Below are 15,178 nucleotides of genomic sequence, written 5' to 3' on the forward strand. Positions count from 1 at the left end.
TCTAGACATTTAAATCATTATTATCAAATCAACTTGTACATGTTTCCATTTATTTATCACACACATATCCTATTTTGACCAAGACTATATTGGAAATGAGGTGACAACATGCCCATTACGAATCGATTTTCTACCACCACTAACGGCGCACTCGCTATTACAGGTAATACTTTAGGATTAAGTAAAATTAGTAATCAAAACCGTGCTGGTACAATCGGGGCAATTGGTGCGTTTATAACTACGAATACCGCTTTACAAGTACCTACTTTTCCCACAGGTACAACGTTAACCTATACACAAAATAGTTCTACCGCTATTTTAAATATCCCTGCTGGTAGCACTATTCTTTACGCAGAACTCGTTTGGGGTGGAAACTATTTATCTCGTGATCAAAACATTACGAGTGTTCTAGGTAATCCCGTTTCATTTACAACACCCGTTTCAACATACTCAATTACTCCTTCAGCTGTTACAGCTTCAAATCAAACGTTCGTTTCAAACTCTATTACATTTGGCTTTTATACTCGTTCAGCAGACGTAACAACTCTTATTCAAGCTGGCGGTTCTGGTTCTTATACTACAGGAGCTGTCCCTGGACTTGTTGATCCTTTAGATGCTTCAAATGGATCCATTAACTCGGCCGGATGGACACTCATTGTCGCTTATCAAAACGGGACATTACCTGCAAGAAATTTAACTATTTACGTAGCTGGTAACCGTGTTTCTGCTGATACTGGTAGTGCAGATGTAGCTGTTTCAGGATTTTTAACACCCGCAGGAGGGCCTGTAAGCGGGAGATTATTTTTAAGCTCCACTGAAGGAGATGCAGATTTAATCGGGGATCAAGCTTTATTTGGGCCAAATTTCAGTTCATTAAATGCCTTATCTGGGCCAAATAATGCTGTAAATAACTTCTTCGGTTCTCAAATTAATAATGCCGCTGGAAACTTAGATACAACTGGGACATTTGGAACGCGAAATCAAAGTGCTTCTACAGGCACAAACATCTCAGCAGGAAGACAGGGCTGGGATATTACTTCTATTGATATTTCTCCTTATTTAACAAACTCACAAGTGTCCGCCGCAATCCGTTTAACTACTAACGGAGATGCGTATATGTTAAATACAGTCGGTTTACAAATCAACATAAATTCACCTACTATACAAGCAACGAAAAGCGTGAATAAAAGTGTTGCTGCAATTGGAGATATTCTCACTTATACAGTTACGATCCCTAATACCGGGCTTCTTCCTGCCAATAACGCTATTTTTATAGATAGTCTCCCTAACGGTACTTCTTTTATACCCGGCACTGTAACAGTAGATAACGTACCACAAACAAATGCTAATCCTGCGGCTGGTATATCTCTTGGAACAATCAATAATGGTGCTTCTCGTACAGTAACTTTCCAAGCTACCGTCGTTTCTCTTCCAAGTCAAAATCCTATCTCTAACACTGCTAATATTACATTTCAATATACACCAATCGCTGGAGGAACAACCTTTAACGGCCTTGCAACAAGCAATTCTGCTGGAACACAAATTAATCTGGCAGATATTAATGGAACAAAATCAGTTAACAAACTTTTTACCGATATTGGTGAAACATTAACTTACAGTATTGCCTTAGCTAATATAGGAAATATCGCTGCAACGAACGTTATATATACGGATCCGATTCCTAGCGGAACTACTTTCATTCCAGGTAGTGTAACTGTTAACGGAGTTACTCAAGCCGGAGCAAATCCCGCTAATGGTATACCAATTGGTTCGATTGCAGCAAATTCCACTACTACTGTTTCATTCCAAGTGCTCGTTCCTTCTATCCCTCAAACAAACCCAATATTAAATAGTGGAACAACAACATATCAATACATTCCTGTACCTAATCAACCAGCAGTAAGTGGGACTGATACGACAAATATTGTCTCCACTCAAGTGAATAATGCTACTGTATCAATGACGAAGGCAGTAGATAAAAATTTTGCAGATATTGGTGATACGCTAACGTACACCGTTTCCTTTACAGGTACAGGTAATACCAATGCAAATAACGTTATTTTTACAGATGTCATTCCTACTGGCACAACTTTTGTTCTAAACAGTTTAACAATAGATGGCACGACACAAGTAGGCGCAAATCCCGCTAACAGCGTGAATATTGGATCTATCCCAACAGGCACAACAAAAAATGTTACATTTCAAGTAGTAGTAAACACAATACCCGTGTCAAATGTCGTATCTAACGGATCAAGCGCTTCTTATCAATATACCGTCAATCCTAGCCAATCACCTGTTACGAAAAACATTTCTTCTAATCTCGTTTCCACTCAAATTAACAATGCGAATGTAACATTAACAAAATCAACTAATAAACAATTTGCCACAATTGGCGAAACGATAAGTTATACAATTCTTATTACAAACAGTGGAAATACATCTGCTACTAACGTACAACTAACAGATCCACTTCCAAATGGAACGATATTAAATCCTGGTACTGTAACACTAAACGGAGTTTTGCAAAATGTAGATTCTCTCGTCGCCTTACCTATTGGCACAATTCCTGGTGGAGCTACTTTTACCCTCTCTTTCCAAGTAACAGTCATCAATATTACCGCCCAAAACCCTATCATTAATAATGCCTTTGCTTCTTATCTGTATACTGTAAACCCAAGTCTGCCACCAACTTCAAAAACAGCAAATTCTAATTCTGTTACATCAACAATTAGACTAGCAAATCTCCACGTTAATAAATCTGTAGATAAAACATTTACGGAAGTTGGCGATGTATTAACTTACACCTTTGCTCTTACTAACGATGGAAATGTTGCAGCGAACAATGTATTACTATCTGATTCAATTGCGAATGGAACCGCCTTTGTCCCAAACAGCGTTATAGTTAACAGTGTTACTCAGCCAGGCGTTACACCAGCTAGCATCAATATTGGTAACATCAATGCTAATACTACAATTACAGCTTCATTCCAAGTAGTAATAACTAGCATTCCAAATCCAAACCCTATTTCAAATAGCGCTTCCATCTCCTATAACTTTATCGTTGATCCAAACACTTCACCTGTAAGTAAGAACACTACTTCAACCACTACATTTACTCAAGTAAACGATGCAAATGTCATTTCAGCCAAAACAGTGGATCGAGAGTTCGCTACCGTAGGGGATATATTAACTTATACTGTTACTTTGACGAATGCAGGAAGTGTTTCTGCTGATAGCCCTACTTTCGTAGATACGAATCCAGACGGTACTACCTTTATTCCAAACACTTTTCTTATTAATGGTGTACTTCAAAATAACGCAGATCCAAATATAGGTGTTCCGCTACCTTCCATTGCTGCTAACGGCTCACTTACCGTCTCTTATCAAGTAACCGTCACCTCTTTACCAACACAAAATCCAACATTAAATTCATCTAGTACACAGTATAGCTTTATTTTAAATCCGGGCGATCCACCAACTATAGAAACATCTGTAAGTAACACTGTAAGTACACAAATTAATTTAGCAAATGTAGTTATTGTCAAAGAAGTAGATTTAACTATCGCCGACGTCGGGCAACCAATCACATATACAATTTCTTTAGCTAATCTTGGCAATACTACAGCAAATAATGTTATTGTTACCGATATAATCCCTAATGGCACCACTATCGTTCCAAATAGTATTTTTATAGGTGGTGCTTTACAACTAGGTGCAGACCCTAGTGCCGGTCTTCAAGTGGGCTCCATTCCTTCGGGTGGTTTTACAACGATTGTGTTTCAAATAAGTGCAAATGGGCTACCTTCACCAAACCCAATTCAAAACAGCGCTGCACTTCAATATAGCTTTATCGCTGATCCAAACTTACCTGCTCTTGTTAGAAACACTGCTAGCAATATAGTAACTACACAAATTAATACTGCTAATATCGTTGCTACAAAACTAACGAGTACAAACTTCGCTGATATTGGTGATGTCATACTATATGCGACTATTTTAACGAATAACGGGAATATCCCTGCTGCTAATGTAACATTTACAGATATCATTCCAGCGGGTACCCTCTTCATTCCTAATACTGTAACGATTAATAATGTCCCTATAGCTAATGCAAATCCTGCTACCGGCATTTCGATTGGTACGATAGGAGCGAATTCATCACGCACCGTTGCATTCCAAGTTTTTGTACCAACTATCCCTGCTGTAAACCCAATTACAAATCAATCAGGCACAACATTCCAATATACGTATGATCCATCCAAACCAGCTGTAATGCAGATGGTTGCTTCTAACACTGTACAGACAACTATTAATAACGCCTCAATTGCCGCTACTAAATCGGCAGATAAACAGTTTGCTAACGTAAATGATATTATTACGTACACAACTACTTTAACGAATAACGGGAATACACCTGCATCAAATATAGTATTTACAGATGCTATCCCAAGCGGGACGTCTTTTATTCCAAATAGTGTAACAGTAAATAGGAATACACTGCCTAATGTAAATCCAGCAAGCGGAATTGCCATTGATCCAATAAATCCGAATGCAAATACGATTATCTCGTTCCAAGTACAAGTAAATTCTATCCCGAATCCAAATCCAATCCCGAACCAAAGCAATACAACGTACCAGTATGTCGTAGATCCTAACTTACCTCCAGCATCCGCTAATACGTTAAGTAACGTAATAACAACTCAAATTAATAACGCTACTATTGTCGCTACGAAGTCTGTGAATACACCGACAGCTGCAATTGGTGATATCGTTACCTATACGATTGCAGTAACAAATACAGGTAATATCCCTGCTAGTGCAACTGTTTTAACAGATGGGCTTGGCGCAGGAGCTTCATTTATCCAAAACTCCGTAACTATCAATAATGTTCCACAACCAGGATTAGATCCTTCACTTGGTGTTCACTTGGCAGATATTTCGCCAGGAGATACTGTATTCATTACTTTTCAAGCACAAATTTTAGCGATACCACCTAGTGGCACATTAACAAATAATGCTCTTGTAAATTATGAATATACCGTGAATCCAAACCAATCTCCTGCTGTTGGTAGCACCGTAACAAATACAACAGTTACACCAATTATTGACGCTACTTTAGTAATAAATAAAAGCGCTAGTACAACTTTCGCTACAATTGGTGATACAATTACATTCACTTCATCTATTACAAACACCGGAAATACTATTGCGAACAACATTATTTTTACTGATACAATTCCAAACGGTACTACCTTTATCCCAAATAGCTTTAAGATAAATGGTGTAACCGTTCCGAATGCAAATCCACAAAACGGTATCAATATTGGTAACTTGAATTCAAATGCATCTGCTACACTCAGTTTTCAAGTAAACATTACAACACTTCCAAACCCGAATCCCATCCCGAACAAATCATCGCTTCAATATAGCTTTATTGTAGATATAAATGAACCGCCAGTTTCACGAACAGTTCAATCTAATAAAACTTTTACACAAGTAAATACTGCTTCTGTTATCGCAACAAAAACTGCAAGCAGTGCTTTTGCTGCTGTTGGAGATACAATTACGTATACAACTACTCTCACTAATAGCGGAAATACTACCGCAAACACACCTGTTTTTATCGATATATTACCACCTGAACTTTCATTCGTTCCTGATAGCGTACAAATTAATACCATCCCACAACTTGGATTTAGACCAGATAGCGGGATTTCTTTAGACTCAATTCCAGTTGGAGGAACGACAACAATTAGCTTTCAAGCTATCGTTGGCTCAATACCAGCTACCAATCCAACTTTGAACCAATCTAGCACAACATACTTGATCATTGTTGATCCTACCCAGCCGCCTGTGACAGAAACAGCTACAAGTAATCCAACTTTAGTTCAAATTAACGAAGCAATTATTCAAGCAACGAAAAGTGTGGATCGACTATTTTCTGACGTAGCACCTGGAAATTCATTTTTAACGTATACTGTTTTATTGGAGAATATAGGAAACACAACTGCTACGAATATCATTTTTACAGATCCAATTCCAAATAATACAGTGTTTATAGAGGATAGCGTTCGAGTAGGCGGGGTTTTATTACCTGGGGTAAATCCCGCGAATGGGATACCAATTGGGGATATTATTGCAGGAGATTTTACAAACGTTACCTTCCGTGTGCAAGTAGTTAGCATTCCAAATCCAATTTTCACAATTGGACCTGGGGGGCCAAACTCACCAGTTGTAAACGGAGCTTCCATTGATTATCAATTTATGACAGGACCTAATTTACCACTCGTTTCAAGAAATACGACATCTAATCCCGTTTCGACACAAATAAATTCTGGGGAAATTGTGGCAATCAAATCTGTAGATAAAACTTTCGCGACAATTGGCGATACAATTTCTTATACGATTACATTAAATAACCCTGGAAATGTCACTTCACAAAATATAATTTTCACAGATATTTTACCTGACGGAACGACATTCATATCTGGCACTCTTACAAACGATTCTGGTACACAGCAAATCGGAAATCCAGCTAACGGGATTCAGATTGGAAATATAAACCCAAATGGAACGGCCGTTATTACCCTCAACGTACTTGTTACAAACATTCCAAGTATAAATCCAATTTCTAATTCTAGTTCTGTACAATTTTCACATGTGGTTGACCCTAGCCAACCTGCCGTATCACAAACGAATGTATCTAATACGGTTTCGACAACTATTAACAGTGCGATATTAACAACCCAAAAAAGTGTGGATAAATCTATTATTTCCGTCGGGGATACACTTACGTATACAACAACTATTACAAATACAGGAAATACACCAGCTACAAATATAACTTTTACAAGTGCAATTCCTCCTAGTACTACTTTTATACCAGATTCCGTCACAATAAATGGCATCCAACAGCTTGGTGCACAGCCAGCACTCGGAGTAAATATACCAAATATCGCGCCTGGTGAAACAGTAACTGTTACCTTCCAAGTAAATGTTATTTCTGTTCCTCCTTCAAGTTCAATTATGGGTAACGATACAATATTATATTCTTATACTGTTGATCCAAACGGAACTCCTGCTACTACTTCTACTTCAACGAATATTGTCACAAACCCAGTATTAGATGCTATGATAACGATGATAAAATCGGTCGATCAAACGCTTGTAACACTAGGCGATACCATTACCTATACGACAATTTTAACGAATAACGGCAATACAAATGCAACGAATATTACTTTCACTGACCTTATACCAGATGGTACAACATTTATTACTGACAGCGTTACAATAAATGGAATCACACAAATTGGATTGAATCCTAATACAGGCATAACGATTGGATCAATTGCCCCTAACAGCTCAATATCTATAGCATTTCAAGTGACTGCTACTTCTACCCCTGTTCAAAATCCTATTGCCAATTCCGCTACTGCTTCTTACACATTTATTGCTGATCCCAATGCACCTATTGTTTCAAGAAACGTTACTTCAAACACAGTGTTTACTACGGTTAATACAGCTACCATTCTTTCATTAAAACAAGTCGATAAATCCTTTAGTCGTATTGGGGACACACTCACTTATACTGTCGCTTTAACAAACAATGGAAACTCATCTGCACAAAATGTTATATTCACAGATACCGTGCCAAGTGGAACTACATTTATTGCAAACACATTTTCTATTAATGGAGTTCCTCAAAGTGAGGCGGATCCATCGAACGGTGTGAATATTGGGACAATAACAGCCGGGACTACAGTAACAGTTTCGTTCCAAGTTACTGTTACATCATTACCAACCGAAAACCCAATTGTAAATTTCTCATCAACATCGTATCAATTAGTCTCACCACCTGACTCAGAAACTTCAATTAGTAATCCTGTTTCAACACAGATTAAAGAAGCCATATTATCTATGACGAAAAATGAAAGTGTATCCTTTGCAGATATCGGGCAAACTGCTTTTTATACTACTTCTATTTCGAATATAGGAAATACGGATGCGACTAATATTGTATTCACGGATGTATTACCGAGTGGACTCACATTTGTTCCTAACACATTAACTGTTGATGGTGTTTTACAACCTAACGCGAATCCAAATACAGGTGTATTACTTGCAACACTTCCACCAAATGAAATATATAGTATCGTCTTTCAAGTTACAGTGAACAGCATTCCTCCTAGTAACCCTGCACCAAATACAGCATCAACGACGTATGAGTTTACTGTTAATCCAAGTAATCCGCCAGCATCGAGTGCAGCTACTTCCAACACTACACTTCTTCAAATAAACAACGCAACTATTATTACCACAAAAACAGCTAATCTTACTTTTGCGGACATTGGTAATACAATAACATTTACACTTAACCTCCCTAATACCGGGAATGTGACCGCAACTGATGTAACTATTATCGATATTCTTAATAGCAATTTAAGTTTCGTTCCAAATAGTTTCACAGTTAATGGGCAAACCATTCTAAACGCTGATTTATCAACGGGGGTAAATATTGGTTCCATTAATGGTGGTAATACGGCAATCGTTACATTCCAAGCAACTGTTATTACACTTCCAACACTTAATCCTATTTCTAATTCTGCTTCTACCACATATCATTATGTCGTTGACCCTAGCCAGCCACCTATTACAACTTCCAATCAATCTAATACAACGACAACACAAATTAATAGCGCTATCCTTACTGCACAAAAAAATTCAAATGTATCAACGGTAGATATCGGGCAGGATATTACCTACACCGTTACAATTACAAATGGCGGAAATGTTAGTGCAACGAATGTTATTTTTACCGATCTTATTCCAGACGGAACTTCCTTTGAACCGAATAGCTTTACACTAAACGGAACTACCATCCCAAATGCAGACATCATTACAGGCGTTCCAATCGGTGATATCGCGCCAAACGAATCTGTCATCGTAGCATTTCACATTATCGCCAATGAAATTCCGCCTATAAATCCAATTACTAATCAAGCTAGCGTTAGCTTTCAACATATCGTTAATCCAGCTAATCCTCCAGTTTCAAAAAATATTATTTCTAACAACGTGACAACAAAAATTGAAAGTGCTATTTTAAATACTATTAAAATAGGAGATAAAACTTTTGCAACGATTGGTGATACGATTACGTATACAACGACTATTACGAACACAGGCAATATTCCTGCTAACAACGCTATATTCTCAGACCCTTTACCATCGTGGACACAATTTGTTGCAGGATCAGTTATTGTTGATGGCACTCCATTACCATCGGCTTCTATCATTGACGGTGTTGGCATAAATACAATCAATCCAAATCAAACTGTTACAATCATATTCCAAGTACAAATCGTAAGTAATCCAACAACGTTCACACCTGAACTCCAAAACTTAGGATTTGTTAACTTCCAATATAACGTAGGCAATGCATTACTAGCTCAGCCTGGCAATGTGGAAACGAACGTCTTCGTTACCTCTATTAATTCAGCAATACTTTCAGCTGTAAAAACTGCTAATACAGCCTTTGCAAATATTGGAGATACGATCACTTATACAGTTTCGATTCAAAATAACGGCAATACAAACGCTACGAATGTAAATTTCTCAGACCTAATTCCATCAGGAACGACCTTTGTTGAAAATAGTTTTGCTGTAAATGGAAGTACCATTCCAGGCGCAAATCCAAATAACGGAGTGAATATCGGAACAGTTAGCGCAGGTAGTTCCTTAACCGTTACTTTCCAAGTCATAGTTACATCTACTCCACCTTCAAATCCGATTACAAACGTAGCATCTATTCAATACGCATTCATCGTTGATCCGGCCTCTCCTCCTGTTACAGGCACGATAAATTCTAATAGCGCTTCAACACAAATTAATAACGCGACTGTTACAACTGTTTTACAAGCAAATCGTTCAATTGTATCTATCGGGGATGTAATTACGTATACAGCAACATTAACGAATACTGGAAACTTCCCTGCAAACTCTGTATTACTCATTAACGGAGTTCCTGAAGGAGCATTATTTGTTCCAAATAGTGTTACGCTCAACGGGAGTTCACTTCCAGATGCAAGTCCAACTCTTGGTATTCCAGTTGGTATTATCGCACCAGGTGATTCCGCTACTATTACGTTCCAATTTCTTGCAAGTTCTATTCCACCGCAAGGAGCGATTATAAATCAAGCACTTACAAGTTACACGTATATTGTCGATCCAAGTCAACCTCCTGTTACAGCAACATCCTCGTCTAATATGGTTAATACAGCTGTTGTTGATGCATCGTTATCCGTAATTAAAAGTACAGATTCTCTCGTACAATCTACTGACGGTACAATCACTTACACAGTAGTCGTTCAAAATAACGGAAATACTACTGCAAATACAGTTACTTTAACAGATTTGGTCCCAGAAGGAACTGCATTTATTCTGAATAGCGTTACCATTAATGGTGTTTCTGTTCCAGGTGCCGATCCTAACGTAGGAATACCATTAAACTCCATCACACCGTCAGAAATCGTCACTGTAACATTCCAGGTTATCGTTCAATCTATACCAAGCGTGAACCCAATTTCTAATACAGCCCGTATTGACTATACTTTTATCGCCGATCCAACTGCTCCTATCATCTCTCGAACAATTACGTCTAATCCTGCTTTCACACAAATTTCGGATGCGACTATCCTTTCTTTAAAAGCAGTCAATGCACCTCAAGCAACAACAGGTGATATTTTGACTTACACAATAACACTAGAAAATACCGGAAATATTCCAGCTACTAATCTCATATTTTCAGATACTATCTCCCAAAATACTACATTCGTAGAAAATAGTTTTACACTTAACGGAACAACTATACTTGGTGCTAATCCAAATGTAGGTGTTACTTTACCTACCCTAGCAGCAAACGCTACTCATCTTATTTCGTTCCAAATTCTTATTAACGATTCATTCTCGCAAGAATCGATTACAAATCAATCCAATACAACATATACAATCCAACCAGACCCAGGGCAACCGCCTATTACTGAAACATCTACTAGTAATATCGTCATTACAAATTTCGTGCAAGCACAATTGACAATTACTAAAACATCCAATCCAACAACTGTAGATATTGGCGGAACTATACTTTATATTTCTGAAGTGAAAAATATCGGTAATGTTGACGCAATAAATATTAATTTCACAGATTTTATTCCAGCTGGGACTACATTCGTTCCCGATAGTGTCACAATTAATGGTGTCCTTCAGCCAGGTGTAAATCCTGAAAACGGAATACCGATTGGAACAATTCCAGCAAACAGTTCCAAAACGATACTATTTCAAGTGCAAACAAATAATCCACCTACTGAAACCGAAATTGCAAATCAATCTTCAGCAACTTACCAATATGTAAGTATTCCTACAGCCCCACCAGTAAATCGCTCTGCAAATTCTAACATTGTTACAACATCACTTCAAAATGCAAATATTATTTCTGTTAAAAGCGCGGATGTAAATTTCATATCAATCGGGCAAATTATTACCTACACAAATACACTACAAAATATAGGAACCGTTCCGGCTAACAATACCGTGTTCATTGATAACATTCCAGAAGGTACTATATTCATTGAGGATAGCTTAGCAATAAATAATGTAACTCAGCCTGGCGCTAATCCTGAAAACGGAGTAACTCTCGGCACGATACAACCAAATGAAACAGTCACTATTTCATTCCAAGTACAACTTACAAATATACCAGAGGGCAATACAGTCATTAATATTTCAGACACTTCGTACGAATACCAAATTGACCCTAGTTCTCCAATTATTCAGCGTAGATCGTTATCAAATGCAGTAAATACTGAAGTGCGAACGGCAAATGTTAGTGCAATTAAATCCGCTAACAGATCCATTACACGTATCGGTCAAATCATCACATATACAGTCGCAGTTACAAACGCCGGTACAATACCTATTACAAATACTCTCCTACTTGACGCAATTGCTTCTGGCACCACATTCGTTCCAAATAGCATTCTTGTAGATGGCGTACCAAGACTTAACGAAAATCCAATTACCGGTATTAATCTTGATATAATTCTTCCAAATAATACGATTATTGTTACGTTCCAAGTAAGCGTAGTCTCTATACCGCCACAAAATAACATTAATAATATCGCCGTCATTCACTATGAGTATCGACCAGACCCAAGCGGACCACCAATTTCAGAAACAACCTCTTCCAATAGTACAAATATACAATTTATTGATGCTATTCTTATTGCTACAAAATCCGCTAATACTGTATTAGCTAACATTGATGAAACCATTGAATATACAGTATTCATTCAAAATAATGGATCGACTACAACTAACTCCATCTTTTTTACAGATACTATAGCGGATGGAACAGTATTTATTCCAGGAAGTGTAATAGTTAACAATACTGTACTTCCTGCAGCAGATCCGAATATCGGCTTTTCCATTCCTAATGTCGCAGCAGGTCAAATGGCTACAATAACATTCCAAGTTTCCGTTACGAATTTACCTGCTGTAAATCCAACACCTAATACTGCAAACATCGTTTACGACTTTATTTTCAATCCTGACTTTGCGCCAATTCAAAAATCTACTACTTCCAATACTACTTTCGTTCAAATTAATGATGCTGATATCATTTCACTTAAAACTGTTGATTTGACCTCTGTAACAATTGGTGACATTTTAACTTATACAACAACTTTAACGAATACAGGGAATACGGATGCCACTACTGTTGTATTTACAGACAATATACCTGATGGAACAACCCTTATTGACGGTAGCGTTTTAGTAAATAACATTCCTCAGCTTAACGCCAACCCAAGTGTAGGTATACTTGTAGGAACGATTGCTCCTAATATTTCTATCCCAGTCACATTTTCTGTTACCGTCGTAGCTCTTCCTGCTAGCGGCCATGTTCAAAATCAATCAACTTCTCGTTATACAATAAACGTGGAAGAACAAATATCGACTAGCAATATTACCTTCACTGAAGTTATTTCTGCTAATGTAATTGCGACAAAAACAACGCCTATCCAATATGCTGACTTACAAACTATCATCCCTTATACAATTTCCATCATAAATAACGGAAATATACAAGTCGAAAACATTATTGTTACAGATATCATCCCAGCAAATACGAGCTTTATAGAGAATAGTGTTATCGTGAACGGCAACGCTCGGCCAAATGACAACCCTCTTAACGGTATACAAATTGATAACATTCCGCCTAATACGACAGCAACTATTCTATTCCAAGTACGGGTTACTTCGATTCCACAAACAAATCCAATCTCTAACACGAGTACAATTGAATATGAATACACGGTACCAGATCGACCACCTATTACCGAAACTATTATTTCATCAGCTGCCGCAACAGAAATTAATCACGCGAATTTGAATAGTAATAAAGCTGTTGATCTTGCATTTGCAACGGTTGGTGATACGTTAACGTATACGATTACACTAAATCAAACCGGTAATGTTGCAGTAAATGATGTAATCATTCAAGATATTATCCCTCAAGGTACTACGTTTATAGAAAATAGCGTCATTGTAAACGGAGAAACTCTTCCAGGAGCGAATCCAGTAAGTGGCATACCAATTGGTACTATAATTGTAGGTGGAGACGCTATCGTTTCATTCCAAGTAACTGTGACTTCTATTCCAACACCAAATGAACTAAACAACAACGCAATTACTACTTTTAACTATATAGTCAGCCCAAATAACGTACCCGTTACAAATACGACTATAACAAATACCGTCACAACTACTGTCCAAAATGATAATGTCATTGCCATAAAATCTGTTGATGTAACGAATGCTTTACCTGCTCAAACTTTAACGTATACAATTACGATTACGAATAGCGGTAATGTAACGATTGAAGACCTTCTTGCCATAGACACCGTACCAATAGATACGACTTTTGTTGCTGGTAGTGTTACGATTAACGGAATCAATCAGCCTAATGAGAATCCTGAAAATGGTATTACGTTAGGAAATCTTGCTCCTAATGACTCTGTCATTATTACGTTCCAAGTGACAATATCTTCTTCTACTCTTCAACCTACAATTAATAACGATGCTTCTGTTTCCTATACCGTTATCATTGATCCAACAAAACCACCTATTACAATTACAAAGCAAACAAATACCGTTACAACGACAGTCATTGATCCAATGGTTCGTATTGAAAAAACAGCTGACAAATCTATTGTCGTTATAGGAGATATCATTACATTCACATTAGCGGTATTTAATCACTCCCCAATTCCGACAATCAGCACTTCTGTTATAGACACAATTCCAGCTGGTACAACATTTATAGAAAACAGCGTAACAATTAACGGTACTCCCGTTCCAAATGTTCGTCCAGACACTGGTATTAATATCGGCTCTTTACCTGCAGATTCAGTAGCAACTATAACATTTCAAGTCCTCGTAACTTCTATTCCTTCAAACAGTACAATTATAAATTCTGCAACAGTTACCGCTGCCTTTCAATTGACACCACAGGATCCAATTATTACTTTCATTGTTAATTCAAATATCGTTCGTATACCAGTTCAATTTATAACTACAACAGTCACGAAAAATGCTTCCGTCAGCTCTGCTTATTTAAATCAATATTTTGATTACACGGTGCGCATTACGAATACTTCCAAAATTTCACTCTCAAATATTTCATTACAAGATACTATTCCAGCAGGTTTACAATTTATAAACGGCACTGTCTTTATTAACGGTGAACGCTCTCCACTAGCGAATCCGAATATCGGTTTCCTAGTCGCTACTAATTTGGAACCAAACGAAACAATTATCGTGTTATTCACAGTACAAGTAATAAGTCCACCTGTTAATAATGAATTTAAAAATACGGCCAATATTTCGTTACAACTTCAAGTCTCACCTACCGACCCACCAATTACAGTAACCGTTACAAGTAACGAAAACATCGTCACCTTTGTTTCAGAAAATCCAGATGAAACACTTCCAAATTTAAATTGCTTCTTTGACGGTGAGCGCTTCATTCGTATTACTCCTCGAAATGTACGAAATTACCTTTGGACTTGGATTTGGTGGAAGTAATTGAAACAAAAAAGAGATTGTAGTTTGGTTGAAACCA

At 37.5% G+C, this 15,178-nt stretch carries 1 protein-coding gene; it reads left to right on the forward strand.

The window, feature by feature from the left end; translation table 11 throughout:
- Positions 1–108 precede the first annotated feature (108 nt).
- Positions 109–15,141 (forward strand): DUF11 domain-containing protein, encoded by a 15,033-nt coding sequence (locus AU379_RS15730; RefSeq protein ID WP_061139478.1) that lies wholly within the window; start codon positions 109–111, stop codon positions 15,139–15,141.
- Positions 15,142–15,178: the final 37 nt, after the last annotated feature.

The sequence above is a fragment of the Bacillus sp. JH7 genome, assembly GCF_001563515.1.
Lineage (GTDB): Bacteria > Bacillota > Bacilli > Bacillales > Bacillaceae_G > Bacillus_A > Bacillus_A cereus.

What these genes read in the sequence shown, in the direction of transcription:
- AU379_RS15730 (WP_061139478.1), top strand. Translation starts at nt 109, where the DNA reads ATGCCCATTACGAATCGATTTTCTACCACCACTAACGGCGCACTCGCT.